Genomic DNA, 25,483 nt, shown 5'->3' on the forward strand with positions numbered 1-25,483 from the left:
TCGTCTCAGCGAGCCTCGGCGGAGAGAGGTGCGGCCCGGAGCGCGCCGTCCATCCGGATGACCTCGCCGTTGAGGTAGTCGTGGTGGATGATCGTCAGCGCCAGGTGGGCGTACTCGTCAGGGCGGGCCGGCCGCCGCGGGAACGAGACGCCGGCCGCAGGCCCCTCGCGCGGCTCCGCGGGCGTCTCCACGATGCCCGGGGCGATGGTGTTGACCCGGATGCCGTGCTGCGCGAGGTCGCGCGCCGCGGGCAGGGTCAGCCCGACGATGCCGCCCGTGGACGAGGCGTACGCGGCCTGCCCGATCTGCCCCTCGTACGCGGCGACCGAGGCGGTGTTGACGATCACGCCGCGCTGGCCGTGCTCGTCCGGCTCGGTGCGGGCGATGGCCTCGGCGGCCAGGGCGAGCACGGTGAAGGTCCCGACGAGGTTGACCCGCACGACGCGCGCGTACAGGTCCAGGTCGTGCACGCCGTCCCCGCCCAGGATCCGGGCGGACGGGCCGATGCCCGCGCAGTTGACGACCGCGCGCAGCGGCAGGCCGGCGGCGGCGGTCGCGACGGAGGCCCGCACCTCCTCGGGGCTGGTGACGTCGGTGGGCAGGTACTCCACCCCCCGCACCCGGTCCGCGGCGTCGATGCGCCGCCGGAGGTCGAGCACGAAGACCTCCGCGTCCTCCTTGGCCAGCAGCTCGGCGGTCGCGGCGCCGATCCCGGAGGCGCCGCCGGTGACGATGACGGCGCTGTGGGCGACCTGCATCAGTGCTTCTCCCTGTCGGCGGCGGTGATCACGGGCGGGGTGTTCCTGGCGAGCGAGCGGCCGATGACCATGCGCTGGATCTGGTTGGTGCCCTCGAAGATCTGCATGACCTTCGCCTCGCGCATGTAGCGCTCGACCGGGAAGTCGCGGGTGTAGCCGTAGCCGCCCAGCACCTGGACGGCGTCGGTGGTGACCTTCATGGCGTTGTCGGTGGCGACGAGCTTGGCGATGGACGCCTCCCGCCCGTACGGCAGGCCGAGGTCCTTCAGCCGGGCGGCGTGCAGCGTCGTCGCGCGGGCGCTCTGCACGGCCGCCTCCATGTCGGCCAGCAGGAACGCGAGCCCCTGGTGCTCGATGATCGGCCTGCCGAACGTCGAGCGCTCCTTCGCGTACGTCACGGCGTGGTCGAGCGCGCCCTGCGCCAGGCCGGTGGCGACGGCGGCGATGCCCAGCCGGCCGGAGTCGAGGGCGGCCAGCGCGATGCCGAGGCCGTCGCCCTCCGCGCCGATCCTGCGCTCGGCCGGCACCCGTACGCCGTCCAGCCGCATCGTCGCGGTCGGCGAGGCGGTCAGGCCCATCTTGTGCTCGGGCGGATCGGCGCTCAGCCCTTCGGCGTCGGCCGGGACGAGGAAGCAGGAGATGCCCGTGCGGTCGTCGGAGGTCCGCGCCATTACGGTGTAGAAGTCGGCGCGCCCGCCGTGCGTGGTCCACGCCTTCGCGCCGGTGAGCACGTAGCCGTCGCCGTCGCGGACGGCGCGGGTGGTCATGGCGGCGGGGTCGGAGCCGGCGTGCGGCTCGCTCAGGCAGTACGCGCCGAGCAGTTCGCCGCCGAGCATGCCGGGCAGCCAGGCCCGCCGCTGCTCCTCGGTGCCGAAGCCGATCAGCGGGAAGCACGACAGCACGTGCACGCTGGTGCCGACGGCGACGCTGGACCAGACCCGGGCGACCTCCTCCAGCACCCGCAGGTACACGTCGTAGGGCTGGCCGCCGCCGCCGTACTCCTCGGCGTAGGGCAGGCCGAGGACTCCCATCGCGCCGAGGGTGCGGAACACCTCGCGCGGGAAGTCCTCGTCCGCCTCGGCCCGCGCGACGCGGGGGGCCAGCTCCCCGTCGGCGAGGTCCCGGACGACCCTGAGCAGGTCGGCGCTCTCTTCGCTGGGCATGACGTGCGATGCGGGCATCGGAGCTTCCTCTGATGAGTACGGAATCAAGTACCAAAGTATCAGAAACTGTACTCCGTGCCAGGGGGTGCCGTAGAGTCGGTGCCATGCCACCGCCCGACAGGACCCGCACCCGGCCCGAGGAGACATTGGCGCAGCTCCGCGAGCTGTTCCTGGCCGAGGGATTCGCGTCGTTCAACATCGGCGACCTCGCCGAGCGGCTGCGCTGCTCCCGGACCACCCTGTACGCGGTGGCGCCCAGCAAGGAGCAGATCGTCGTGGCCGCCGTGCGCTCGTTCTTCAAGGCGGCGGCCGAGCGCATCGAGGCCAGGGTCGCGGCCTCCGGCGACCCGGCCGGGCAGCTCGCCGCCTACCTGGAGGCCGTCGCCGCCGAGCTGCAGCCCGCCTCGGCCGCGTTCCTCGCGGACGTGGCCGCCTTCGGCCCGGCCAACGAGGTCTACCAGGAGAACACCCGGTACGCCGCGGAGCGGGTGCAGAGCCTGGTGACGGAGGGCGTCAGGGCCGGGGTGCTGCGTTCGGTCGACGCCTCGTTCGTGGGGGCGGCGGTGGCCGAGATCATGAACTCCATCCAGCGCGGCGCCATCCAGTCGGCCACCGGCTTCGACGCCGCGCGGTCCTACCGGCACCTCGCCGACCTGGTCCTCGCCGGCCTCGCCGCCGCGCCGGCGCAGGAGCGGACGGTCACCGGGACGGGGCTGCGCTACGCCGTCGCCGACGGGGTGGCGACCGTCGTGCTCGACCGGCCGGAGTCCTCCAACGCGCTGGACCTGCCCATGGCGCGGGCGCTCGGCGACGCCGTCGAGGCCGCGGCGGCCGACCCGGGGGTGCGCTGCCTGCTGCTGCTCGGCCGCGGCCGCACCTTCTGCGCCGGTGGTGACGTCACCGCGATGCACGCCGCCGCCGACCGCGCCGGCTACGTGCTGGAGCTGGCCAGGACGGCGCACCGCGCGGTGCTGGCCCTCGCCGGGCTGGAGGTCCCCGTCGTGGCCGCCGTCCAGGGCGCGGCGGCGGGCGCGGGGCTCGCGCTCACCCTGGTGGCCGACGTGGTGCTCGCGGGCGAGTCGGCGACGTTCCTGACCGCGTACGCCCAGGTGGGGCTGACCCCGGACTGCGGCACGTCCTGGCTGCTGCCGCAGGTGGTGGGGCTGCGCAGGGCGCTCGCCCTGACGCTGACCGACCGCCGCCTGACGGCGGCGGAGGCCGCGGACTGGGGGCTGGTCACCGACGTCCACCCCGACGACGAGCTCGCCGAGGCGGCCAGGCAGGCCGCGGCGCGGATCGCGGCCGGGCCGTTCCCGGCGCTCGGCAGGACCCGGCGCCTGCTCCGTGACGCGCCGGCGCGGTCCCTGGCCGACCAGCTCGGCGTCGAGGCCGCGACGATCGCCGAGGCCGCCGCGTCCGCCGCGGCCGGGGCGAGGCTCGACGCGTTCGTGAACGGCAAGGAGAAGCAGAGAGGCGGAACCCGATGAACGACGGCCCCCTGGCGGGACTGCGCGTGGTGGAACTGGCCGGGCTCGGCCCGGCCCCGCACGCGGCCATGGTGCTCGCCGACCTCGGCGCCGACGTGGTCAGGATCGAACGGCCGGCGGGCCGCGGACTCCGGCTCGGCGCCCCCGGCACGACCGACGCCGTGCTGCGCGGCCGGCGCCTGATCCACGCCGACCTGAAGTCCGGCGACGGGCGCGCCGTCGTCCTCGGCCTCGCCGAACGCGCGGACGTGCTCGTCGAGGGCCTGCGCCCCGGCGTGGCCGAACGGCTCGGCGTGGGCCCGGACACCTGCCTGGCGCTCAACCCCGGCCTGGTCTACGCCAGGATGACCGGGTGGGGCCAGGACGGGCCGTGGGCCCAGCAGGTCGGCCACGACATCAACTACATCGGACTGACCGGCGCGCTGCACGCCATGGGCCGCGCCGACCGGCCCCCGGCGCCGCCGCTCAACCTGGTCGGCGACTTCGGCGGCGGGTCCATGCTGCTGCTCGTCGGCGTGCTGGCCGCCCTGTTCGAACGTTCCCGCTCCGGGCGCGGCCAGGTGGTCGACGCCGCCATGGTCGACGGCACCGCGCTGCTCAGCCAGATGACCCTGGCCCTGCGCGGCATGGGCGCCTGGCGCGACGAACGCGAGGGCAACCTGCTCGACGGCGCCGCGCCCTTCTACGACACCTACGCCTGCGCCGACGGCGGGTTCGTCGCGGTGGGCGCGCTGGAGCCGCACTTCTACGCGGCGCTGCTGGCCGGGCTGGACCTCGACCCGGCCGAACTGGGCGAGCAGAACGACCCGGCCGGCTGGCCGGCGATGCGCAAGCGGTTCGGCGCCGCGTTCGCCTCCCGCACCCGTGACGAGTGGGCCGCGCACTTCGCCGGCACCGACGCCTGCGTCACCCCGGTGCTCAGCTTCGCCGAGGCGCCCGCCCACCCGCACCTGGCGGCCCGCGGCACGTACGCCGAGGCGGACGGCGTGGTCCAGGCGGCCCCCGCCCCCAGGTTCTCCCGCACCCCGGCCGCCCCGGTGGCCCCGGTGCCGCGCACGGCGTCCGACCCGGCGGCCGTGCTGCGCGCCTGGGACCGGCCGCCCGCCTGACCCCCGGCGCTCAGGCCGTGGCGGGCCGCCGATCCGGGCAGGGGTGTTCAGGCCGCGGCGGGATCGCCGAGCCGGGTCAGGGCCTCCGCGATCGACGCGGCCGGATCCCCTGCCGCGCGGCGGGGGACCGGGGTGAGGGTTTCCGGCGCGTACACGCCGAGTTCGGCGCCGTCGAAGCGGACGATCCGGCCGGTGACACCGCGCGTGGCGTCGCTGAGCAGCGCGACCACCACCGGCGCCACGTCCCCGGGCGCGCCCAGCGCGGGCCGGTCGGGCCGGGTGTCCAGCGCCGCCATGCCGGTCTCGGCCAGTGGCGACACGGCGTTGACCCGGATGCCGGCGGACGCGCAGTCCCGCGCCCAGCCGGCGGTCATCGCGGCCACCGCCCCTTTCGTGGCGCCGTACGCGCTCATGCCGGGGATCCCGGACCGGGCGCCGGACACGATCGTGACGATCGACCCACCGGCGCCCCGCCGGACCATCGCCCGCATGGCGTGCACTGCGGCGAACTGCACCCCGAGCACGTTGACCTCGGTGATCCGCCGCAGTCTGGCCTCGTTGACCACGACCGCCGCGCCGTGGGCGGCGCAGGCCAGCGCGTAGGCGCGGCCGAGTTCCCGCCCGGCGCCCGTCACGACGACGCAGCGCCCGCCCAGCAGGCCGTCACCCATCAGGGCCGTCCAGCGGGCCGCTCATCAGCCGGTTCCCTGGTCGAACAGCTTGACCACCGCCGCCTTGTTGATCTTTCCGGTCGGGTTGGTCGGCAGCGACCGGACCACCCGCAGCAGCTCCGGCTGCTTGTGCCGGGCCAGCCCCTGGCCGGTCACCGCGCGGCCGACCTCCTCCAGCGTCAGGTCCTCCCGGTCGGAGACGACGGCCGCGCCGATCCGCTCACCGAGCCGGCCGCCGGGCACCGGGATGATCGCCACGGCCGCCACGTCGGGGTGCCGCACGATCGCCTCCTCGATCTCCCTGGCCGAGAACTTCTCGCCGCCGCGGTTGATGACGTCCTTCAGCCGCCCGGTGATCCGCACCTGCCCGTCGGCGGCCAGCGAGCCGAGGTCCCCGGTACGGAACCAGCCCCCGGGGGCGAACGCGTGCGCGTTCAGCTCCTCGCGCACGTAACCGAGCATCATCTCCGGCCCGCGCAGCAGCAGCTCGCCCGCCTCGCCCGGCGCGACGTCCCGGCCCGAGGAGTCCACGACGCGCAGCTCCACGCCCGGCGCGAGCCGGCCGTCGGTCTCCGCCCTGAACTCCAGGGGGTCCAGCTCGTTGGGCAGCGTCGCGGTGGGCAGCTCGGTCATGCCCCAGGCCCGGTACGCCGCGATGCCCAGCTCGCCGGCGCGCCTGATGAGGTCCGGCGGCACGGCCGCGCCGCCGCAGCAGTACTGGCGCAGCGGCGACCGGTCGCGCCCTTCGGCGGCGTACACGTCGAGCAGCTCACGCAGGAACGGCGTGGCGCCGGCCATGTACGTGGCGCCCGTCCGGTCGGCCAGCTCGGCGCACGCGGCCGGGTCCCACCGTTCCATCAGCACCGCGGTCGCCCCCACTTGGCAGGGGATCATGAAGCCCTGGAGGAGGCCGGTGATGTGCGTGACGGGGGAGGCCATCACCATGCGGTCGCGGAAGGTCAGTCCCCACTCCGTGACGGTGGTCCGCAGCTCGTGCCGCAGGCCCGCCACGGAGTGCACCACGCCCTTGGGCTCGGACTCGGTGCCCGAGGTGAACAGCACGAGGCAGGGGTCCTCGGGTGCGGCGGGCCCGATCCCGGACGGCAGCGCGCCGGGGCCCTCCCCGCCGGCCGCCCGCCAGCCCGCCGACCGGCCGGCGGTGAGCAGCCGCGCGGCGGGCTCGTGGCCGACGTCGCGCAGCGCCTCGTCGAACTCGTCCGGGTAGGCGCGGCGGGCGTCGCCGGCGTACGTGACGACGGCCGCCGGCCGGATCTGGTCCAGCACGGCGCGGATCTCGCGCGGGCCGTACAGCGGCACGATCGGGCTGCTGATCGCCCCGATCCGCCAGATCGCCGCCGCGACGGCGACGGCGTCGGGGCCGGTCGGCAGCAGCCAGCAGACGGCGTCACCCGGCCGTACCCCGCGGGCGACCAGGGTCCGCGCGACCGCGGCGGACGCGGCGGCCAGCTCGGCGAAGCTCGTCTCGCCGCGCGCGGTGATGATCGCCGGCCGGTCCGGCCAGCGTGTCGCCCCGTGGTCCAGCAGGTCGCCGATCCGTTCCTCGGTGCGGAAGCCCCGGCGGCGCCAGGCGTCCGTGAGCTCGGGGGCGACCACCCGCGGCCGGCGCGCCCAGTCCGCCGCCCTCACGACGTCGCCCACTTCGGCTCGCGCTTCTCCAGGAAGGCGGCCGGGCCCTCGACGGCGTCCGGGTGGTGCCGGTGCCGCCGGATCAGCTCCCAGCCGAGGTCCATGTCGGCGGCGATGAGCCGTTCCTCGAAGGCGCGCAGCGCCCGGCGGCTGAGCCGTACCGCCTCGGGGGAGTTGCGCCCGATCATCGCGGCCAGCTCCATCGCCCGGCCGGCGAGCGCGTCCGGCTCGACGACCTCGGAGACGAGACCGGCGCGCTCGGCGCGCTCGGCCGGCAGCGACTCGTGCCGGCCGAGCAGGACGAGGCGGGCCAGCACGTCCGGCCGCATCCGCAGCCGCAGGTGCAGCGGTTCGAGCGCGGAGACCTGGCCGACGCTGACGTGCGGGTCCAGGAAGCGGGCCGCCGTCGAGGCGATGCAGATGTCGGCGTCCGCCACGAAGTGCAGGCCGCCGCCGGCGCAGACGCCGTTCACCGCGACGATGACCGGGACGCCCAGGCGCGGTCCGGGCAGGAAGTCGAGTTCCTCGGCCGCGGTGTCGCCCACCTTGACCCTCGGCACCGAGAGCATGGACACGTCGGCCCCGGCGCAGAACGCCCGGCCCGCGCCGGTGAGCAGCACCGCGCGCAGCCCTGGCGCGCCGGCCGCGGCCCGCCACAGGTCCGCGAGCGCGTCCATGAGCTCGTCGTCGAGGGCGTTGGCGGACTCCGGGCGGTTGAGCGTCACGACCAGCGTCCCGTCCACGACGGTGCTGAGCAGCACCCCGTCCGGACGTTCCAGGTCTGCTCCGCCGATCTTCCTCGACATGGGCGCCTCCCCACGGGCGTCGGGACGCCCTCCTTGACTGTCATCCAAATCATATATACGTTTCGCGCCATGGTGAAGAGAGACGTCACATCACGTGCCGGGATCGGGTCCCCCCATGCATGAGTTCCTCCAGACGGTGCTCGTGCCGGGCCTGGCGGACGGCGCGATCTACGGATTGGTCGCGGTCGGCTTCGCCACGCTGTTCACGACGACCGGTGTCATCAACTTCGCCCACGGGCAGATGGTGATGCTCATGCCCATGTCGGTCCTAGTGGCGGTGGGCGCCGGCCTGCCGGTCTGGCTCGCGTACGTGGCCGCGCTCGCCGTGATGGTGGTCGTGGCGCTCACCGTCGAGTGGACCGCGGTCCGGCCCTTCGTGCAGTCGGGCCAGTCAGCCTCCTGGCTGCTGTCCACCCTCGCGGTCAGCGTGATCCTGGCCGAGCTGCTGGCCGTCCCCTACAGCGGGGAGTCCCGCAACTTCACGTACGGCGTCAGCAAGCACCGCTTCGACCTGGCCGGCCTCGCGGTGTCGCCCGCCGAGCTGGCCGCGGTCGCCGCGCTGTTCGTCGTGGCCGGGCTGCTCGTCGTGTTCTACCGGCGCACCAGGATCGGGCTGGAGCTGCGCGCGATCGCCGACGACGTCGACGGCGCGGAGGCGATCGGCATCTCCCGGGCCCGCGCCTCGCAGATCGCCATGGTGCTGTCCGCGCTGGTCGCCGCGGTGACCGGGGTGCTGGTGGCCTCCACCCAGCTCGTCACCCCGTCGCTGGGGATGTCGTACACCTTCTACGGCTTCGTGGCGACCGCGATCGGCGGCATGGGCAGCGTCGGCGGCGCCGTCGTCGGCGGCCTGGTCATCGGCGTGGTCAGCCAGTTCGCCGGGGTCCACGTCGGCAGCCTCACGGTGAACCTGACGGTGTTCCTGCTGCTCGTCGTCGTCTACCTGGTGCGCCCGCACGGCCTGTTCGGCGCGGCTCCGGTCCGGGCGGTGTGATGTCGTACCGGCTCTCCGACCTGTCCCGCGCCCTGCGCGCCGCGGCGGCCCGCGGCCGCGACGCCACCCCCGCGCCCGTCCGGCGCGTGCTCGCCAGGCCCGCCGCGCACGGCGCGGCGCTGCTGGTCGTCGCGACGGCGCTGCTGGCCCTGTGGGGCCCGCTGTCCTACAACGGCTACGTCCTGCAGCTGGTGTGCCTGTACGCGGTCGCCACGCTCGGACTCAACATCACCACCGGCTACGCCGGCGCGCTGTCCCTGGGACAGGGCGCGTCGTTCGCCATCGGCGCCTACGTCACCGCCGTCCTGGTGGTCTCGCACGGCTGGCCGATCTGGGCGGCGCTGCCGGTCGCCGCGCTGGGCGGTCTCGCCGCCGGGGCGCTGGCCGGGTTCCCGGCCGGCCGGCTGGGCGCGATCGGCCTGGCCATGATGTCGCTCGGCCTGATGCTCGTCGTCAACGACATGCTCATCCAGTTCCAGTCGGTGACCGGCGGCAACAACGGGCTGGCCGGGATCGACGCCCGGCTCTGGTTCGGCGGCGAGGCGGTCTCCACCCCGTGGGTCGTGGCGATCGTGATCGTCGTCGTGGCGAGCGTCAGCTACTGGCTGCACGCCCGCTACCGGACGTCCCGCCTGGGCCGGGCCACCGTCGCGGTCCGCGACGAGCCGATCGGCGCGTCCGCGCTCGGCGTCTCCGGCTACCTCACCAAGGTCGTCGCCTTCGCCGCCGGGTCCGGGCTGGGCGCGCTCAGCGGAGGACTGTTCTCCTACCTGTCCGCCTACATCTCGCCGGACGCCTTCTCCTCCCACCTGTCCATCCTGTTCCTGGTCATGGTGGTGCTCGGCGGCAGCGGCTCCAGGCTCGGCCCGGTCGTCGGCGCGGTGCTGCTCGTGCTGATCCCGCTGCGCCTCGACGAGTACCCGCACCTGAACAACCTGCTGTACGGCGCGCTGCTCATCGTGCTCATGCGGCTCCGGCCGCGCGGCCTGTTCAGCCGCACCGCGGCGCCCGCCCCCGAGGCGCTGCGCGACCTGGCCGCCACCCCGGAGGTGGAGGTGCCCGCACGCGCGCCGGGCGAGCCGATCCTGGAGGTCACCGACCTGCGGCGCAGCTTCGGCGGCGTGGACGCGCTCGCCGGCGTGTCGATGGAGCTGCGGCGCGGCGAGATCGTCGGCCTCATCGGGCCCAACGGGTCGGGCAAGACGACGCTGCTCAACGTCGTGTCGGGGCACTACCCGCCGACCGCCGGCCGGATCACCCTGCACGGGGCCGACCTCGGCGGCCTGGGCGCCGCCGGCGTCGCCAGGCGCGGCGTGTCACGGACGTTCCAGACCCCGAAGACGTTCCCCGGCATGAGCATCGAGGAGCACCTGGCGCTCCCGGCCGTCCACGGGGAACGCGACCAGGCGATGCGGGACGCCTGCCGGCGCGGCGCGCTCACCCTGCTGGAGCTCGGCGGCCTCGACCCGCACGACCCGGACGCCGGCACCCGCGAGAGCCGGGAGATGAGCCACGGCCAGCTCCGCTTCCTGGAGGCCGCCATGGCTCTCGGCACCTGTCCGGAGGTCCTCCTCCTGGACGAGCCCGCGGCCGGGCTGTCGGCCGCGGAGATCGAAGGATTCGAGCGCGTCGTCAGTGACGTCGCCGCAGCGGGAGTCGCCGTCGTGATCGTCGAACACCATCTGGACATGATCAGCCGCCTGGTCGACCGGGTCGTCGTCCTCGACCTCGGCAAGGTGCTGTGGGAGGGCGCGCCCGGGGACCTGCACGACGTGGACAGCGTCCGCGCCGCGTACATGGGGGTCGCGTGAACGGCGGCCGGCTCAAGGTGGACGCGCTGAGCGTCCGGTACGGCGGCGTCACCGCCGTCGAGGACCTGTCCCTCACCGTCGAGCCCGGCACCTGCCTGGCCCTGCTGGGCGCCAACGGGGCCGGGAAGACCTCCACGCTGCGCGGCATCGGCGGGCTGGAGCCGGCCACCGGTGGCGTCTGGCTGGACGACGTGCGCCTCGACAACGTCCCGGCGAGCCGGCGGGCCAGGGCCGGGCTCGGCCACGTGCTGGAGGGCCGGCACGTGTTCAAGAGCCTGTCGGTGGCCGAGAACCTCAGGGTCGCCGCCGCCCGCGCGGCAGGAAAGCCCGAGGTCGACCCGCTCGACCTGCTGCCCGAGCTGCGCCCGATGGAGCGGCGCCTCGCGGGCGGCCTGTCCGGCGGCCAGCAGCAGATGCTCGCCATCGCCCGCGCGGTCGCCGGCGGACCCCGCGTCATCATGCTGGACGAGCCCACGAACGGCCTGTCGCCCAAGCTCGTCGGCCGGACCATCGAGATCCTCGCCGACCTGCGCGACGCCGGGTTCGCCGTCCTGCTCGTCGAGCAGCGGGTCGAGGTCGCCCAGAAGCTGGAGGCGGACGTCGTCGTGCTGCGGCACGGGCACGTCGCGCACCGGGTGAGCGGCACCGACCCCGAGCTGCCCGGCCTGCTCCAGGCCGCCTACCTCTCCTGACCCACCCCCACTCCCCGCGAAAACCCCCCAGGAAGGACACCCCCATGAGGACACGTGCCACAACGGGCACAGCCATGGTGTGCGTGGCGCTGCTCGCGCTCGCCGCGTGCGGCGACGGCGGAGCCTCCGGCGACCAGGCCGAAGGTACCACCATCAAGATCGGTTTCGTCGGGGCGCTCACCGGCCCGCTCTCCCCGAGCGGCCAGAACTCGCTGGCCGGGCTCAAGGCCGGCGCCGAGTACGTCGAGCAGCACAACCCCGGTACGAAGATCGTGATCGAGCAGCGCGACACCAAGGGCGAGCCGACCGCGGCCGTCGCCGCCACCCGGGCCCTCGCCCAGGACGGCGTGTCAGCCCTCTACTTCACCACCGAGGCGTTCCCGCCCGTGCAGGACGTGCTCAACCAGGTGAAGGTGCCCGGCGACACCGCCGGCGGCATCGGCTCGATCGCCGCCGACGTCGGCGACTCCAAGCGCTACAAGTACGCCTTCAGCACCGGCGCCGGCACCTCCGGCGAGACCTCGATCACGCCGCTGCTGTCGTACGCGGCCTCGGCCGGCAAGACGGTCGCCGTGCTCGACGACTCCTCAGCCTTCGGCACCTCGCAGACCAAGGACACGCTCGCCATCGCGCAGAGCCAGTTCCCCGACGTCAAGATCGTGCACGAGAGCTTCCCGAACACCGCGTCGGACGTGACCGCGCAGCTCACCAAGCTCAAGGACGCGGGCGCCGAGTCGCTCATCGTCTGGGCGTACGGCGCCCCGCTGGTCGCCACCATGTCCAGCCTGAACAAGATCGGCTGGAACCCGCAGATGTCCGCGGTGCTCGGCATCGGCGACCCGGCGACCACCGAGCTCATCCCCGAGGGGATGAAGAAGACCCTCGCCGCCGGGCCCATCGCCAGGACGTTCCTGTCGTCCTCGACCGGCGACGCCTCCATCACGGCCGACTTCGTCAAGCTCTACCTCAAGGCCAAGGGCAAGACCGAGTTCAACGCCCTCGACTCGGTGGGCGCGGTCTCCTTCGACTGGGCGCTGCTGGTGACCCAGGCGTCCCAGCAGGCCAAGTCCACCGAGCCCGACGCGATCAAGAAGGCGCTCGTCTCCGGGGGGACCTTCAAGGGCGCCAACGGCACGTACACGTTCGGTCCTGACAAGCGCATCGGCATCGATGCCGACCAGCTCGGCGTCTTCGTACCCGCTCAGCCGTGCCCGGACGGCAAGTGTGTCGAAGCCGCCGTGAGTGCGGGGGAGTAATGCCCGAGGAGACCTCAGTGGATCTCCGGCTGGGAGCGCGGGCGGACGCGTTGCGCGTCCGCCTGCGGGCCCTGCTGGCGGAGCTCCTCCCCGACGACTGGACGACGTCGTTCTCGCCGGACCCGGCGGTCCAGTCCGTGGTGAGCAGGGTCGTCGAGCGGCTCGCCGAGGAGCAGCTCCTCACGCTCAGCTGGCCCGAGGAGTACGGGGGCGCCGGCACCGACATCTGGCAGCAGGCCGTCCTGCGGGAGGAGATGTGGGCGCACTTCGAGCCCCGCGGACCGCAGTACATGGGCCTGAACTGGGTCGGGCCGGTGATCATGGAGGTCGGCACGCCCGAGCAGAAGGCCCTCCACCTGCCGGCCATCTCCTCCGGCACCGCCGTGTGGTGCCAGGGGTTCAGCGAACCCGGCGCGGGCTCCGACCTCGCCTCGCTGCAGCTCAGCGCCGAGCTCCATGACGGCGAGTGGGTGCTGAACGGCCAGAAGATCTGGACCTCGTACGCGGGGCTCGCCCAGTGGTGCTTCCTCGCCGCCCGCAGCGGCAGGGGGGCGGCCAAGCACGACGGCATCACCATCTTCCTGGTGCCGATGGACGCGCCCGGCATCCGGGTCGTCCCGATCGACTCGATCATGGGGGAACAGCACCTCAACGAGGTGTTCTTCGACGACGTACGGGTCGGGCCCGGCGCCGTGCTCGGCGAGGTCGGCCGCGGCTGGGACGTCATCCGGCGGGTGATGAAGCACGAGCGGATCGGCATCTCCCGGTACGCCCGCGACGAGCGGGTGCTCGCCGCGCTGGCCGGCCACCCGTCGCTGGACGATCCCGCCGCGCTGCACGAGTACGCGCGCGCCCTGGTGCACGCCCGGGTGGCCAGGCTGCTCAACTACCGCGCCGTCGCGCTCAACGACGCCGGCCGGCTCACCGACCGGGAGGCGTCCATCGCGCGGCTGGCCTCCATCCAACTCGACCAGGAGGTGGCTCAGCTGGCTCTCGACGTCTCCGGCGCCGACGCCCTCGTCCCCGACCCGTCGGCCGGCCTGCTCGGCCACGTCGAGGACGTGTTCCGGTACGCCCGTTCCGCGACCATCGCGTCCGGCACCATCGAGGTGCAGCGCATGCTCGTCGCCCGCTCGTCCATCGAGGGGGACCGGCGTGCGTCGTGACTGGCCGCAGGCGGCCGTCGCCTACCGGGAGAGCGTGACCAGGGCCTTCGACGCGCTCGGCGGGGTGGACCTCGCGCGCGCCGCCGAGGCGGACCGGACCCGGCGCGAGGTGATCGTCGCACCCGCCCTTGACCGGCTCGACCTGCGCGGCCTCGACCCGTGGGGCGAGGAGGACGAGTCGGCCGCCGTCATGCTGGCCGTCCGGGCGGCGGGCGCCGTCGTGCTGCCCTGGCCGCTCGCGCACGAGCTGGCCGTGCCCGCGGACCTGCGCGGCGACGTCGGCGGCGTCCACCTCACCTCGGGGGACACCGCCCGGCTCGACCACGCGGACCTGCTGCGCGACGCCGTCGCCGTCGACCTGGACCGGGGCGTCGCCCGCCGGGTCACGGCCGGCGCGCCGCACCCGGCGCCGCTGGACCCGTTCGCGTCCGACGTCGTCCTCGGCGCCGAGACGCCGGGCGTGGACGCGGCGCGGGTCACGGCGATGCGGCTGCTGCTCGACGCCTTCTGGGCCGCCGGCGCGCTCGCCACCGCCGTCGAGCTGGCGGTCACGCACGCCAGGGAGCGGCAGCAGTTCGGCAAGCCGATCGGCAAGTTCGGCGAGATCCGGTGGCGCGTCGCGGACATCTCCCTCGCGCTCGACGGGCTGGAGGAGCTGGCGCTGCACGCCTGGTGGCTGGTCCACCGGGGCGAGGCGCGCTCGGCCGACCTGCTGGCGCTGCGGGTGCAGCTGATCGAGGCGGCGAACACCGTCCTGGCCGGCGGCCACCAGGTGATGGGCGCCATGGGCCTGTGCGAGGAGCACGACCTCACCGTGATCGACCGCCACCTGCAGAGCGTGCTGCACCGGCCGGCCGGGCGGATCGCCTCGACCGGGCTGCTGGCGCGAGCCGTCGCGGCGGAGGGGTTCGACGGCGTCTTCCCGGTGGCCGCCTGGCGGTAGCGCGGCAACGACGAAAGGCCGGCCAGATCCTGGCCGGCCTTTCGTGCTCCTCGGTCTCAGTCGCGGCCGTCCATGCGCGGGTTGCCGTACTCGTCCAGCACCTGGACCGGCGGGGCGTCGTCCGAGGCCACGTACAGTTGCGACGCCTCCAGATGCGCCCGCATGAGCTTGCCGGCCAGCGCCGCGTCCCCCGCCCCGATGGCCTTCTCGATGGCGCCGTGCGCCCGCAGCACCGCGTGCCGCCGGTCCACCGCCGGGTAGCTCGCCTCGTCGGACGCCCGGCGGGCCCACCCCCGCTCCTGCACGCTCCAGACGCTCTCCAGCATCCCGACGACCACCCGGAGCGTCTCGTTGCCCGCCGCGTCCACCAGCCCCTCGTGGAACCTGACCGACGCGCCGGTGAACGCCGGCCCGTCCTCCACGACCTGCGCGGCCTCGTCGTTGAGCTGCCGGAGCCGTACGGCGACGTCCGCGTGGTCGTCGCGGCGGGCCGCGTGCTCCGCGCACAACGGCTCCAGCAGGTTGCGGGCCGCCGCCAGGTCCCGCATCGGGGTGCCGCGCGCGTGCAGCAGCAGCCCCATGTGGTACGCGGCGGACCCGGGAGCCGGAGCCTTGATGACGGTGCCGCCGCGCTTGCCGCGGCGGACCACCACCAGCCCCTCCGTCTCCAGGATGCGGAACGCCTCACGCAGACTCGGCCGGCTGACCGGGTACTCCTGGAGCAGCACCGGCTCCGTGGGCAGCTCCGCGCCGTCGGCGAGATCACCTTCCAGGATGCGCAGCCTGAGCTGCGCCGCCAGGGCCTCGGCCACCCGCGGTGTCCGCAACGGCATGCGGCGGGGGCGTGGTGGGATCTCGGACTCGGTCATCAGAGTGTTTCACCGCCGTCGATGAAGATGGTCTGGCCGGTGATGAACGAGGCGAGGTCCCCCGACAGATGCACGGCCAGCGCCCCCAGCTCTCTGGGATCGCCGGTGCGCCGCATCGGGATGCGCTCCTTCAGCCAGGCCTGACCTTCGGGACTGTCGTGCAGGGCCTGCGTCATGCTGGTGCGGAAATGCCCCGGGGCGATGGTGTTGACGGTCACGCCGAACGCCGCCCACTCCTTCGCGAGCGCCCGGGTGAGCTGGGTGATCGCGCCCTTGGCGACCTGGTAGCTCACCGTCAGGCTGGCCGACCGGGCGACGCTGCTCGACGCGATGTTGATCACCCGGCCACGCCTCCGCTCCAGCATGCCAGGAACAAATGATCTCACGAGGTGGAGCGAACCGCGGACGTGCGTGTCCAGCACCGAGTCCCACTCCTCGTCGGACATGGCGACGCTCGCCGGCCCCGACCCCGGCTGCCCCACCTTCTCCCCGGACGCCTCGTCCACGGGCAGCGGGACGACCGGCCGCTTCACCAGGTTGCCGGCGTTGTTCACCAGGATGTCGACGCCGCCGACCTCGGCCAGCACCGCGTCACGCAGCCGGTCCAGATCGGCGGAACCGCGGATGTCGGCCGGGAAGGCGTACGCCTGGCCGCCCGCCGCCTTGATCTCCGCCGCCAGGCTCTCCAGCTCCTCCGCGTTGCGGGAGACGCCGCACACCACGGCGCCCGCGCCGGCCAGCGCGACCGAGATCGCCCGGCCCAGTCCGCGCCCGGCTCCGGACACGACGGCGGTCCTGCCCAGCAGGGGGTGGGTGTCTGTCATGACGTGCCTTTCGGTAGTCCGAGCGTACGCTCCGCGATGATGTTGCGCTGGATTTCCGACGTGCCGCCGTAGATGGTGGCGGCCAGCGACTCAAGACGCTCGTCGAAGAGCGCGGGATCGTCGAACGCCCGCGCCCCGGCCGTCTCCAGCGACAGCAGGGCCGCGCGCTGCACCGACTCCGAGCCGAGCAGCTTGAGAATCGACGAGGCCGGGGACGGCAGGCCCGCCCACCGCTGCGCGGCGGTCCGCAGCCCGGTCAGCCGCACCCCCTCGGCGTCCGCCAGCGACCGGCCCAGCCGGACGAGCTGGTGCTCCGACAGCTCCGGAGCCGTCAGCGTGGGCTCCAGCGCGCGGGTGGTCTCCAGCCAGGTGTTGATCCAGATCATGTCCCGCTCGTGTTCGAGGCTGGACATGGCCACGCCCCAGCCGCCGTGCAGCGGGCCCAGCAGCGCCTCCTCGGGCACCTTCACGTCGTCGAGGAAGACCTCGCAGAACGACTCCACCGCCGGCCCCGCCGTGCGGATCGGCCGGACCTCCACCCCGGGGCTGCGCAGGTCGAGGATCAGACAGGAGATGCCGCGGTGCGGCCTGGCCTCAGGATCGGTCCGGACGTACAGCGCGCACCAGCGCGCCTCGTCCGCCTGCGTCGTCCACACCTTCTGGCCGTTGACGGTGAACACCCCGTCGGCGAGCGTCGCCGTCGTGCGCAGCGCGGCGAGGTCCGACCCGGCGCCCGGCTCCGACATGCCGAGCGCCCACCACTCGTCCCCGCGCGCGGCCGGCCGCAGCAGCCGCTCCCGCTGGGCGGCTGTCCCGAACGACCGGACGGCCGGCGCCGCGACCCCGGCGCCCTGGATGTTCATCAGCCGCGGCACCCGGCGGCGCGCGCCCGCGAGCTTCACGGCCAGCGCGTCGGGCACGCTGAGACCGCGCCCGCCCTCACCGCGGTCCCATTCGGGGATCAGCCAGCCCGCGTCGAACGCGGCGGCCTGGTACTCGGTCCTGAGCTTCACGTCGCGCCGGTAGCGCCGGTAGTTCTCGGCGTAGTCGGCGGGCAGGAAGTCGTCGAGGAACGCCTCGAACTCGGAGGTCACGTCCGTCATCGGGAGATCCGCCTTTCGATCCGCGCCGCCGCCAGATAGAGGGCGTCCGGCTCTCCCAGCAGGCAGGCCGTCTGATGGGCCCGCCGCAGGAACAGGTGGCAGTCCGCTTCGAACGTGACCCCCATGGCCCCCATGAGCTGCGTGAACAGCGACGCCACGCGGACCGCGGTCTCGGCCGCGACCGCATTGGCCAGCAGACAGTCCCGGACGGCCACGTCAGCCTCCTCACCGAGGCTCAGAGCCGCGCCGTAGACGAGACTGCGGGCCCGCTCGACCGCCGTGTAAGCGTCCGCGACCTGGTGCTTCACCCCCTGGAACGCGCCGATGACCTGGCCGAACTGCCTGCGCTGGAGCACATGCTCGACGGCCCCGTCCAGAGCGCCGGCCGCGATCCCCAACAGGTCGGCGGCGACGCAGACGCGCGCTCCCGCGAGCACCCGCTCCAGCTCACCGAGCGGCACCTCCCGGCACTCGACACAGGCGACGCCCGCCACGCCCCCTGCGCCCGGCCCGCCGACCGCGCTGCCCTCGCCCCCTTCTTCCCACTCGCTGCCGAGCCGGTACGCCGGAAGCGGCCGGGACGGATCGATCAGGGTCGCCTGCCCCACGGGCTCGACCCCCTCGGCCCCCGCGTCGACCACGACGACCCACCCCCGGTCCGGGCCCTTCACGACCAGGGTGAACGCGGCGGCGCCGTGGCCGCCCAGGACGTGCACCCGCCCGACCCGGCACCGGCCGTCCCCGTCGACGATTCCTTCGGCGATCCCGAAGCCGGCGGGCGCCCGCCGGAAGTCCTCCCGGTGCACCCCTGCCGCGACCTGCGTACGGAACGCCAGCGCCGAGGCCAGCAGGGGAGCGGTCAGCAGCGCGCGCCCGGCTTCTTCGAGCATGACCACCAGGTCGATCATCCGGCCGACCCCGCCGACCTCCTCGGGCATCCCGATGTCGGCGTACCCGCCGTCCGCGACCGCCTCCCACCCGCCGGGCACCTCGCCGTCGAGCCCGGCCCGCATGACCGCGGGGCCGTGCAGCGATCGGAACTGGGCGCGGGCGGTGTCGGCGAGGGCGAGGCTGTCCTCGTCCGGTGCTAGAAGCTGCCAGTCCGTCATCTCTGTCCGGTTTCTCCTCGCTGGAGTGGGATCGCCGTCAAGACAGATCGTACCGGATTTTTGCCTTTACCTGCATATGATTTAGATGTTAAACGGACCTTGCGGCTACCCATCAGCCGTCGTAACTTAATGTGCCTGAAAGGGCACTGCTTGCTTACGTCGGGAACGGGACGGCATGAAAGCCAACGAAACCACCCTCCGCAAGCTCATCCAGGGCGACCAGCAGTTACTGGTCCCCCTCTACCAGCGCCAGTACACCTGGGAGCGCCCCCAGCTCACGCAGCTGTGGACGGACATCACCGCCCAGGTCGACGTGCTGGCCGAGCAACGGCAGGACGCCCCCAGCCACTTCATGGGGTCGGTCGTCCTCGCGCCCGGCCCGGAGCTGGCGCCGAGCCGCTCCCAGTGGATCATCGTGGACGGCCAGCAGCGTCTCACCACCCTGATGCTCGCCCTCTGCGCCATCAGGGACCACCTGGTCGCCGAGGAGCCCAGCGCTCGCGAGCGGATCAACGAGCTACACCTGATCAACAAATTCCAGCAGGGCGAACTGCGCTACCGGCTCCTGCCCACGCAGGGCGACCGAGCCGCGTTCAAGGCGTGCGTGGACGGCACGTCGGACGGCAGGTCCGACAGCCTGATCGGCAATGCCTACCAGTTCTTCCGCAGCATGCTGAAGGAGTTCGACGACCCGGCGGACCCGCACGACATCGCGCGCGTGGAGTCGGTGCTGCTGGACCGGCTCAATCTCGTGCAGATCCTGGTGGAGAAGGACGACAACGCGTTCCGCATCTTCGAGTCGATCAACAACACGGGCATGCGGCTCAGCCAGGTTGACCTCATCCGCAACTACGTCTTCATGTGCCTGCCCACCCGCGGCCAGCACGTCCACGACGCGTACTGGAAGCCGATCCAGGACCAGCTGGACGCCAAGGCCATGGAACAACTGATGTACCTGGTGCTGGTCCTGCGGGAGGGCGGCGAGGCCCAGTACAACGCCGTCTACCGGGGCCATCAGCAGCTGCTTCTGACGCTGTCCGGGGATGAGCGCCAGGTCGAGGCGTACGTCCGGGACCTGCACCGTCGCGCGCGGCATCTCAGGCAGATCCTGTTCCCCTCCGAGGATCTGCCGTTCGCCGGACGGCTGCGCTTCCTCAAGGAGTGGCAGGCGTCCACGGCCTACCCGCTGGTGATGCGCCTGCTCGAACTGCGGGAGGACGACCACATCGGCGATGAGGAGGTGGGCGAGGCGCTGACGTACGTCGAGAGCTTCCTCGTGCGCCGCCTGATCGCGGGGGTGACGACGGGCAACCTTAACCGGATCTTCCAACGGCTCGCCGTCCAGCTGGTCGCCGAGGAGGATGTGCCGCAAGCGGTACGCACCGCGCTGTCGCCGGCCAGGCTCTACTGGCCTTCGGACGCGCAGCTGCGGGAGGAGATCCGCAGCCGCGCCTTCTACTGGCAAGGGCGTACGGTGCAGCAGAAGCTCATCCTGCGGCGCATCGAGGAGTCGCTGGGCAGCAATTGTAATCTCCGAGTTTGTGAACGATTCCGATACTCCTCCGTTGAGGCTGGTGCGTTCAACGAAGTCTGATGTTCTCCCGCGGTCGCGCCTGGTTGCTGACGATGACCTGGCCGAGGTGGTCACGCTGGGGCGCCGGAACTCGGTGGGAGCGAGCGAGGCAGAGGAACGGGACTTCTTCGCAGACACCATCGCGGAGTATCAATGGGCGCGAGACGCGGCCGGCCTCGCACCGAGCACTCTCGATCAGCTGGTTCAGCCGGTGCTTGAGGTCTGCGATCACTACGACATGGTGGCCTGGCGGCTGACACCGCGCATGCTGGACCGATACCTTGCCGGCCCAGGCAAGAGGGCGAGTTCGACATTACGTGGCAAGCTGACGCGGCTTGACCACTATTTCGCATTCCTGGAACAGCGGTATGCCGGGGAGATCTTCCGGCGCTTCGGGGTGGCGGTGGAGTCACCCGTCGATGACTTCAACCGGCCGGTGCACCGGGGTGATTTCGGGCTGAGAGTGCCGCCGTCGCAGCGGGCGATGCGGGAGTTCTTCGCCCGCTGGCGCGATTCCCTGGAGCTCGCGCGCAAGGCGGTGGTGGCTCGCCGTGATTACGTGATGGGCAAGATCGCCTACATTTCCGGGGTGCGGGCGGCCGAGTTGTGCGGGGTGAAGCTGTGTGAGGTGCATTGGGAGTCCGGCCGGTGGGGTCGTTTCCTCGTGCACGGTAAGGGCGCCCGCAGGTCGGGCCCCCGCCAGCGGCTGGCCTACCTGTTCGAGGAGGGCCGTGAGCTGCTGTGGTGGTATGTGGAGGAGGTTCGCGGTGAGTTCGCCGACGATCCGGACGACCCGGCGGCGCCGCTGTTCCCGTCCGAGCGGATCCCCCGGGCGCTCTCGGCCTTGAACGTGGCCACGGGCGGTCTGGCAGTGACGCCATCGACTTTCGGCGCGCTCTGCGTCAGGCGGGTACGCAATTCCTAACTGGCCCGGTCACCGAGCTGTATCCGCATCTGCTGCGGCATGCCTGTGCGACCCACAACTACGAGCGCGGCATGGGCTTGTGGGAGGTCCAGAAGCTCCTCGGTCACGAACGACCGACCACCACCGTCCATTATCTGTCGGCCGCGCACGCCGATCCAGAGCGGGCGAGCCTGGCCGCGTCCGGCCGGGCCGTGCAGCGGCTGCGCGTTGACCAAGGGAACCTACGATGAAGTGGAACCTGCGCTGGGCCGCCGCCCAGCGAGACATCTGGCGGCCCAGCGAGTTGCTCGCGACCTTCAAGGAAGTCGGCTTCGAGCCCTCGCTGAGCAAGGTGGCTCAGTTATGGAGCAAGAAGCCGATCAGCCTGCGGCTGGACGAGCTCGACAAGATCTGGGCGGCCTTGAACTGCACCGTCGCCGACCTGCTGGAGGCCGAACCCCTGACCGGTGCCGGCACGAGCGAGCAGCAAGCGCCCAAGGCGGTCGGCGACGACAACCCCGACGGAGCTCTGCGGCCGACCCCTCGCCGGGTGCGCGCCACCGGTCGCCGCTCGCTGCCGCCGAACTGAACAGGACGCGATCTCCATGACCCCGGCCTTACCCGCGCGGACTCGGCACCTGCCCCACGTGCCTCGCCTGGGGCGTGCTGGTCGACCGGCACGCCTGCCCACCGTGCAGCGAGTGGGTGAACAAGAACCCGAGCCGAGGCGTGTGTCTGCGATGCAGCCACAACGCCCACCTCAACCGCAACCAGCTGTGCCGCTTGTGCCTGGTGACCATACGCACCGCCGACAAGACGTGGCTGGCCGACCCCCGGCCGCACCGCTCGACGCCGCTGTTTCTGCTGCTTCCGCAGGTCCGGTTGCCGAACGCGCGACCGCTGGACCGCACGCCCGCGGCCCCGCGTACACTGCCGCCCCGCAATCCAGCGTGGGTGTGCGCCGAACTCGCCGCCTTGCCCAGAGACGATCCAGCGATCTGTCCGCCGTTGCCGTCGGGGCAGCAACTGTTGTTGACGAGCCAGCGCACGCTCACCCTCCGCCTTGCCGCTCGGATCGCCGACCGCGTCCCAGCCGGCTATCCGCGTGCTGCTGAAGCCGCCTACGCTTACGTGGCCAGAGCCGACACCATCCTGCCGTCGCTGACGGCGGACGCCGAGGCGGTGCTCGCCGATATACGTCGTGAAGCAGCGAAGCTTGGCTGGAACACCTGGACCGTCGCCCAGGTCCTACGTACCCTGCGCATCCTGCTCGGCTGGATCGGTGCCCAAGCCCCCATTCCGGAGGAGGACATCCGCTCCCTGCCCGGCCTGGTCAACCACACCAGCGCCACCCGGGTCGTGTTCTTGCTGGAGCGGCGCGGGCTTGTCATCCCAGCCGACGATCGCAGCACCATCGCCGAACAACGCTGGGTGACAAGCCGCATCCACCGGTTGCCTGCCTCCTTCGCCGAAGAACTCGACCGCTGGGTAACCGCCATGCGCGGACACGGCCGCCGCCGGCGACACCCCCGGTCCTGGGAGGTCATCGGCAACTACCTCCGCGCCGTACAGCCCATCCTGCTGCAATGGAGCACCCAGCACACCAGCCTGCGCGAAATCACCCCTGAGCACATCAAAGCCGCGCTCGACAAGCTGACAGGCACTCCGGCGCAAGGTGCTCGAACCGGGTTGCGCAGCATCTTCTCCACCCTCAAACAGGAACGCGTCATCTTCCGGGACCCGACCCGCGCCATCGTCCTGCCCGCCATCCCCACGCTGCCGCTCCCGCTTCCCGACGACCAGGTCGGCGGCCTCATCAACCGAGTCCATGCCCCGATCGAGCGGCTCATCGTCGCGCTCGTCGCCATCCACGCCCTGCACACCAAGGATCTGCCGGCGATCCTGCTACGCGACGTCGACACCGCCAACGCCACCCTCAGCGTGCGCCGTGGCAAGCGCAGGCGGCACACCGTGCATCTCGATGCGTTCACCCAGACCCTGCTCACCGCGTGGCTGCAGGACCGGCAACGGCGCTGGCCCACCAGTACCAACCCGCATCTGCTCATCACCGCGGCGGCCGCCTACCGCCATGATGACGCTTCCATCAGCATGGGCAGCGTCATCTCGATCTTCCGCCGGGCCGGTATCAGCGCCCGCCGGATCCGCGCAGACCGCCTGCTGTACGAAGCCAAGGTCACCACCGATCCCCTTCACCTCATGCGCGTCTTAGGCGTGTCGGCCGGCACGGCGATGCGCTATGTTCACGCCGCTCATGCCGAACCCGCGTCGGTTCCGCCCGTCCGCTGACGCGAGCACATCCGCACTCCCCAACCGCCGAAGTTCGACCCAGGAGGTTACAAAGCCCGGCACGCGGTCGAATGCGGGATCAACCGCCTCAAAGGGCACCACTCCGTGGCCACCTTTGTATGACAAGCTCGCGGTCCGCTACAAGACGACCGTCCTCGTAGCGGCCATCAACGAGTGGCTGTGACCAGCACTTATCCAGAAGACTTAAGATGTGGACGGTCAACGGCCACGTCGTGGCAACGCCGCGAGCTCCCCGGATGTCGACGGACTCCGCGTCCGGCACGGTGACGAAGTAATACGTCACGGCCCACGCCAGGATCACTCGGCCGGTGAAGACAAGTCACATCGAGTACCGCTCCCTGCCGAAGCCGCTGATCTCCACGTGCATCGCCCGAAGCTCGCGTATCGCGGCCGGAAGATCGCAGTCCTCGGGATAGGCGATGGCGTCCTCCCAGTGGAAATAGACTTGGTCCGACCGGGTCCAGGCCAGAAGGTCGACGATCCGCGTGAATGCCGACGGGGCAAACGGCGGGACCGGATCCTCATCGTCGCCCTCGAGGTATGCCGTGGCACGCAGCTTCCGCCCCGCCAGCAGTTGCAGCCAGGCCGCCGCCGCGTAGGCTGATTGGGACACGAGGTGCCGATCCGGGTCCTGGTCCTCGGAATAGCACAGACCCACCTCGGTTAACTGCTCGTACACGGCGTCGACGTCGACCTGCTCTCCTGCGGCGGCCTTGCGCAGGCCACGCACCGCGTCCGGGGTCGACAGGGCGGGGTCATCGCTCAGCTCCTCGTCCTCGCGCTCGACGCGGTTGAGCAAGGGAGCAATCAGGCCATACAGGCAGGCCAACCGTGCCCGAGGGTCAAGCCTTTCGGCGAGCTCATCGATGATTGCCAGCCATTCGTCGTACGTCGTATCCGTCATGCACGCATGGGTACCACACGGCACTGAGTCGTTCTCAGTAACCGAAGATCGCGTTGTGTGATGCCGATATGGTCCAATCGTGCTCGCGGTGCAGTAGCACGAGTGCGGCTCGGACGATCTGCCCGATGCGCCAGGGGTCGAGGCTGACTCGGCGCAGAGCCTTGAAGGTGACGGTGAGCAGGGCGTTCGCGCGTTCGCCGACGCCGCGCAGGCCCCGCAGCAGCTTGTTGTAGGTGTGCTGGTCGTCGCTGAGTATGGCCTGGCCGCGCTTCTTCTTCACCGGCACCCGGATGACGTCGGCGGCGCCTTCATATCCCAGGTCGGCCAGGGCCGGCACCGTGTCCCGCGCGGTGGCCAGGGTGGCGATGATGCCGTGGGTGCGGGCGCAGGTCATGTCATGTTCGCGGCCGGGGCGTACGTCGGAGACCCACAACGGCCAGCCGTCCGGGGCGGAGATCACCTGGATGTTGCCGCCGTGGTGCTTGTGTTTGCCCGACCACCACAGGTCGGCGCCGTTCGGGCCGGGCGTGGCGACGCGGTCGGTGGCGATGACGATGCCGTCGAGGTTGACGTGAGTCAGGCCCGTGTCGGCTGCGCTGTCGAGCACCTGCCGCAGGCCGGGGGCGTGGGCTGCCAGGACGTCGATGCCTTCGTGCAGGTAGCGGTAGGCGGTCTTGCGGCTGATGTGGTGGTCGGTGGCCAGTTGCTTGATCCGGGTGTTGTCGAGGAACCAGCGAAGGATCAAGACTGCCTGGGCGAAGCAGCCCAGCGCCCGGCGTCCTTTGCGGGTGCCGCGACGGCGGCGTTCAGTGTGCAGCAGGGCGGCCAGGAACAGCACAGTCTCGCGACGTACGTCGAGGGTCGCGGTGTATGTGACACTAGTGGGCACGTGAAGCCTCTGGTTCTGAAGTTGATCTCTAGTCAAGACCACTTCTACCAGGGGCTTTACGCTTGCTGATCACTAGGTTGGCTTGCCGGGTCCAAGGAGATCACGCACAGCAACTGTTCGTTACCGACAACGGCTCACTGACATCCGGCGCACGGCCTGGCTTGATGCTCTACAACAACGGCCTCAGCCGTGCCCATCCAAATCTCTCTGACTCCCGAACCTCAGCAACGGAATGTGCGACAGCCGAACAGGCGGCTCCACCAGTACCCAGATAGGAATCGAACCCGCCCTGCAGAAACTCCTTACAGCTGACCAGCGGACAGGTTCCGAACAATTCTCATCCAGGAATCTACGAACCCGCGCGCTTCCGGCCAGAGTGGACAGGCCCCACACCGCGAGGGTCTCGCGCACGAGCCGGCGCGCTGCGGCCACTGCTTCAGGTGCGGCGGGCAGGTCCCAGCTTGCCTCGTTGCCGTC

24 protein-coding genes are annotated in these 25,483 nt (G+C 72.0%); 13 read left to right on the top strand and 11 right to left on the bottom strand.

Translation table 11 applies throughout. The features are described 5' to 3' along the window. Window positions 1–5 precede the first annotated feature (5 nt). Together Nocox_RS12945 and Nocox_RS12950 are read right to left on the bottom strand one after the other, a co-directional pair. Window positions 6–758, bottom strand: coding sequence for an SDR family NAD(P)-dependent oxidoreductase (locus Nocox_RS12945; RefSeq protein WP_020546151.1), 753 nt, complete (start codon window positions 756–758; stop codon window positions 6–8). After that, entirely contained in the window at window positions 758–1,939 is a 1,182-nt protein-coding gene (locus tag Nocox_RS12950) for an acyl-CoA dehydrogenase family protein (RefSeq protein WP_033410601.1), read from the bottom strand. The genes Nocox_RS12945 and Nocox_RS12950 overlap by 1 nt, the downstream gene beginning before the upstream one ends. An 86-nt stretch (window positions 1,940–2,025) precedes the next feature. Here Nocox_RS12950 and Nocox_RS12955 point away from each other — a divergent pair, with 86 nt between their 5' ends. Both Nocox_RS12955 and Nocox_RS12960 read left to right on the top strand, forming a co-directional pair. Continuing rightward, on the top strand, window positions 2,026–3,408 hold the full coding sequence (locus Nocox_RS12955) for an enoyl-CoA hydratase-related protein (RefSeq protein ID WP_246649782.1): 1,383 nt from the start codon (window positions 2,026–2,028) through the stop codon (window positions 3,406–3,408). After that, window positions 3,405–4,517: a CaiB/BaiF CoA transferase family protein gene (locus tag Nocox_RS12960; protein WP_020546154.1), complete on the top strand. Its 1,113-nt coding sequence runs from the start codon at window positions 3,405–3,407 to the stop codon at window positions 4,515–4,517. The genes Nocox_RS12955 and Nocox_RS12960 overlap by 4 nt, the downstream gene beginning before the upstream one ends. A gap of 47 nt (window positions 4,518–4,564) precedes the next feature. Here the strand turns inward: Nocox_RS12960 and Nocox_RS12965 are convergent, their stop codons facing one another. The 3 genes from Nocox_RS12965 to Nocox_RS12975 are packed head-to-tail and all read right to left on the bottom strand — an operon-like array spanning window position 4,565 to window position 7,641. Then, window positions 4,565–5,188 carry an SDR family NAD(P)-dependent oxidoreductase gene (locus Nocox_RS12965; RefSeq protein WP_020546155.1) on the bottom strand — a complete coding sequence of 208 codons (624 nt, stop codon included), beginning with the start codon at window positions 5,186–5,188 and terminating at the stop codon, window positions 4,565–4,567. A 24-nt stretch (window positions 5,189–5,212) separates the two neighbouring features. Further along, window positions 5,213–6,847, bottom strand: coding sequence for a class I adenylate-forming enzyme family protein (locus tag Nocox_RS12970; protein ID WP_020546156.1), 1,635 nt, complete (start codon window positions 6,845–6,847; stop codon window positions 5,213–5,215). After that, the gene (locus Nocox_RS12975) at window positions 6,832–7,641 is read right to left on the bottom strand and encodes an enoyl-CoA hydratase/isomerase family protein (RefSeq protein ID WP_020546157.1); all 810 of its coding nucleotides are present in this window, start codon (window positions 7,639–7,641) and stop codon (window positions 6,832–6,834) included. The genes Nocox_RS12970 and Nocox_RS12975 overlap by 16 nt, the downstream gene beginning before the upstream one ends. A 115-nt stretch (window positions 7,642–7,756) precedes the next feature. Here Nocox_RS12975 and Nocox_RS12980 point away from each other — a divergent pair, with 115 nt between their 5' ends. Genes Nocox_RS12980 through Nocox_RS13005 form a run of 6 tightly spaced genes read left to right on the top strand, consistent with a single transcriptional unit; the run spans window position 7,757 to window position 14,503 of the window. Continuing rightward, the gene (locus Nocox_RS12980) at window positions 7,757–8,635 is read left to right on the top strand and encodes a branched-chain amino acid ABC transporter permease (RefSeq protein ID WP_020546158.1); all 879 of its coding nucleotides are present in this window, start codon (window positions 7,757–7,759) and stop codon (window positions 8,633–8,635) included. Continuing rightward, window positions 8,635–10,446: a branched-chain amino acid ABC transporter ATP-binding protein/permease gene (locus Nocox_RS12985; RefSeq protein WP_020546159.1), complete on the top strand. Its 1,812-nt coding sequence runs from the start codon at window positions 8,635–8,637 to the stop codon at window positions 10,444–10,446. The genes Nocox_RS12980 and Nocox_RS12985 overlap by 1 nt, the downstream gene beginning before the upstream one ends. Continuing rightward, window positions 10,443–11,138 (top strand): ABC transporter ATP-binding protein, encoded by a 696-nt coding sequence (locus Nocox_RS12990; RefSeq protein WP_020546160.1) that lies wholly within the window; start codon window positions 10,443–10,445, stop codon window positions 11,136–11,138. Before Nocox_RS12985 ends, Nocox_RS12990 begins: the two co-directional genes overlap by 4 nt. A 44-nt stretch (window positions 11,139–11,182) precedes the next feature. Next, window positions 11,183–12,394, top strand: coding sequence for an ABC transporter substrate-binding protein (locus Nocox_RS12995; RefSeq protein WP_211212785.1), 1,212 nt, complete (start codon window positions 11,183–11,185; stop codon window positions 12,392–12,394). Window positions 12,395–12,411: 17 nt separating this feature from the next. Then, complete coding sequence (locus Nocox_RS13000) at window positions 12,412–13,560, top strand: acyl-CoA dehydrogenase family protein (RefSeq protein ID WP_026214950.1); 1,149 nt, start codon at window positions 12,412–12,414, stop codon at window positions 13,558–13,560. Continuing rightward, the gene (locus Nocox_RS13005) at window positions 13,550–14,503 is read left to right on the top strand and encodes an acyl-CoA dehydrogenase family protein (protein ID WP_020546163.1); all 954 of its coding nucleotides are present in this window, start codon (window positions 13,550–13,552) and stop codon (window positions 14,501–14,503) included. The genes Nocox_RS13000 and Nocox_RS13005 overlap by 11 nt, the downstream gene beginning before the upstream one ends. A 56-nt stretch (window positions 14,504–14,559) precedes the next feature. Here the strand turns inward: Nocox_RS13005 and Nocox_RS13010 are convergent, their stop codons facing one another. The 4 genes from Nocox_RS13010 to Nocox_RS13025 are packed head-to-tail and all read right to left on the bottom strand — an operon-like array spanning window position 14,560 to window position 18,408. Next, complete coding sequence (locus tag Nocox_RS13010) at window positions 14,560–15,372, bottom strand: FadR/GntR family transcriptional regulator (RefSeq protein WP_020546164.1); 813 nt, start codon at window positions 15,370–15,372, stop codon at window positions 14,560–14,562. After that, window positions 15,372–16,196 carry an SDR family NAD(P)-dependent oxidoreductase gene (locus Nocox_RS13015; RefSeq protein WP_020546165.1) on the bottom strand — a complete coding sequence of 275 codons (825 nt, stop codon included), beginning with the start codon at window positions 16,194–16,196 and terminating at the stop codon, window positions 15,372–15,374. The genes Nocox_RS13010 and Nocox_RS13015 overlap by 1 nt, the downstream gene beginning before the upstream one ends. After that, window positions 16,193–17,299, bottom strand: a complete 1,107-nt coding sequence (locus Nocox_RS13020; protein ID WP_020546166.1) for an acyl-CoA dehydrogenase family protein — start codon at window positions 17,297–17,299, stop codon at window positions 16,193–16,195. Before Nocox_RS13020 ends, Nocox_RS13015 begins: the two co-directional genes overlap by 4 nt. Next, window positions 17,296–18,408, bottom strand: a complete 1,113-nt coding sequence (locus Nocox_RS13025) for an acyl-CoA dehydrogenase family protein (RefSeq protein WP_020546167.1) — start codon at window positions 18,406–18,408, stop codon at window positions 17,296–17,298. Before Nocox_RS13025 ends, Nocox_RS13020 begins: the two co-directional genes overlap by 4 nt. Window positions 18,409–18,583: 175 nt before the next feature. On the opposite strand from Nocox_RS13025, the gene Nocox_RS13030 reads away from it, so the two are divergent. The 5 genes from Nocox_RS13030 (at window position 18,584) to Nocox_RS13050 (ending at window position 23,192) form a co-directional block, all read left to right on the top strand. Then, window positions 18,584–20,002 carry a DUF262 domain-containing protein gene (locus tag Nocox_RS13030; protein WP_020546168.1) on the top strand — a complete coding sequence of 473 codons (1,419 nt, stop codon included), beginning with the start codon at window positions 18,584–18,586 and terminating at the stop codon, window positions 20,000–20,002. Next, window positions 19,974–20,906, top strand: a complete 933-nt coding sequence (locus tag Nocox_RS13035) for a site-specific integrase (RefSeq protein ID WP_211212786.1) — start codon at window positions 19,974–19,976, stop codon at window positions 20,904–20,906. The genes Nocox_RS13030 and Nocox_RS13035 overlap by 29 nt, the downstream gene beginning before the upstream one ends. A gap of 17 nt (window positions 20,907–20,923) precedes the next feature. Further along, window positions 20,924–21,136, top strand: coding sequence for a tyrosine-type recombinase/integrase (locus Nocox_RS44140; protein ID WP_425517793.1), 213 nt, complete (start codon window positions 20,924–20,926; stop codon window positions 21,134–21,136). Next, on the top strand, window positions 21,133–21,474 hold the full coding sequence (locus Nocox_RS13045) for a helix-turn-helix domain-containing protein (protein ID WP_020546169.1): 342 nt from the start codon (window positions 21,133–21,135) through the stop codon (window positions 21,472–21,474). The genes Nocox_RS44140 and Nocox_RS13045 overlap by 4 nt, the downstream gene beginning before the upstream one ends. 116 nt (window positions 21,475–21,590) lie before the next feature. Next, the gene (locus tag Nocox_RS13050) at window positions 21,591–23,192 is read left to right on the top strand and encodes a site-specific integrase (protein ID WP_157383356.1); all 1,602 of its coding nucleotides are present in this window, start codon (window positions 21,591–21,593) and stop codon (window positions 23,190–23,192) included. Window positions 23,193–23,532: 340 nt separating this feature from the next. On the opposite strand, the gene Nocox_RS13055 is transcribed toward Nocox_RS13050, so the two are convergent. Together Nocox_RS13055 and Nocox_RS13060 are read right to left on the bottom strand one after the other, a co-directional pair. Next, entirely contained in the window at window positions 23,533–24,117 is a 585-nt protein-coding gene (locus Nocox_RS13055; protein WP_020546171.1) for a hypothetical protein, read from the bottom strand. Between the two features lie 34 nt (window positions 24,118–24,151). Then, window positions 24,152–25,006 carry an HARBI1 family protein gene (locus Nocox_RS13060; protein WP_219495500.1) on the bottom strand — a complete coding sequence of 285 codons (855 nt, stop codon included), beginning with the start codon at window positions 25,004–25,006 and terminating at the stop codon, window positions 24,152–24,154. Window positions 25,007–25,483: the final 477 nt, after the last annotated feature.

The organism is Nonomuraea coxensis DSM 45129 (genome assembly GCF_019397265.1).
Classification (GTDB): domain Bacteria; phylum Actinomycetota; class Actinomycetes; order Streptosporangiales; family Streptosporangiaceae; genus Nonomuraea; species Nonomuraea coxensis.

Coding starts and splice junctions, on each gene's coding strand:
- Nocox_RS13045 (WP_020546169.1), top strand. CDS start 21,133: ATGAAGTGGAACCTGCGCTGGGCCGCCGCCCAGCGAGACATCTGGCGG.
- Nocox_RS12950 (WP_033410601.1), bottom strand. CDS start 1,939: ATGCCCGCATCGCACGTCATGCCCAGCGAAGAGAGCGCCGACCTGCTC.
- Nocox_RS12975 (WP_020546157.1), bottom strand. CDS start 7,641: ATGTCGAGGAAGATCGGCGGAGCAGACCTGGAACGTCCGGACGGGGTG.
- Nocox_RS12955 (WP_246649782.1), top strand. CDS start 2,026: ATGCCACCGCCCGACAGGACCCGCACCCGGCCCGAGGAGACATTGGCG.
- Nocox_RS13030 (WP_020546168.1), top strand. CDS start 18,584: ATGAAAGCCAACGAAACCACCCTCCGCAAGCTCATCCAGGGCGACCAG.
- Nocox_RS13015 (WP_020546165.1), bottom strand. CDS start 16,196: ATGACAGACACCCACCCCCTGCTGGGCAGGACCGCCGTCGTGTCCGGA.
- Nocox_RS12945 (WP_020546151.1), bottom strand. CDS start 758: ATGCAGGTCGCCCACAGCGCCGTCATCGTCACCGGCGGCGCCTCCGGG.
- Nocox_RS13025 (WP_020546167.1), bottom strand. CDS start 18,408: ATGACGGACTGGCAGCTTCTAGCACCGGACGAGGACAGCCTCGCCCTC.
- Nocox_RS13010 (WP_020546164.1), bottom strand. CDS start 15,372: ATGACCGAGTCCGAGATCCCACCACGCCCCCGCCGCATGCCGTTGCGG.
- Nocox_RS12985 (WP_020546159.1), top strand. CDS start 8,635: ATGTCGTACCGGCTCTCCGACCTGTCCCGCGCCCTGCGCGCCGCGGCG.
- Nocox_RS12960 (WP_020546154.1), top strand. CDS start 3,405: ATGAACGACGGCCCCCTGGCGGGACTGCGCGTGGTGGAACTGGCCGGG.
- Nocox_RS12965 (WP_020546155.1), bottom strand. CDS start 5,188: ATGGGTGACGGCCTGCTGGGCGGGCGCTGCGTCGTCGTGACGGGCGCC.
- Nocox_RS12995 (WP_211212785.1), top strand. CDS start 11,183: ATGAGGACACGTGCCACAACGGGCACAGCCATGGTGTGCGTGGCGCTG.
- Nocox_RS13055 (WP_020546171.1), bottom strand. CDS start 24,117: ATGACGGATACGACGTACGACGAATGGCTGGCAATCATCGATGAGCTC.
- Nocox_RS13020 (WP_020546166.1), bottom strand. CDS start 17,299: ATGACGGACGTGACCTCCGAGTTCGAGGCGTTCCTCGACGACTTCCTG.
- Nocox_RS12980 (WP_020546158.1), top strand. CDS start 7,757: ATGCATGAGTTCCTCCAGACGGTGCTCGTGCCGGGCCTGGCGGACGGC.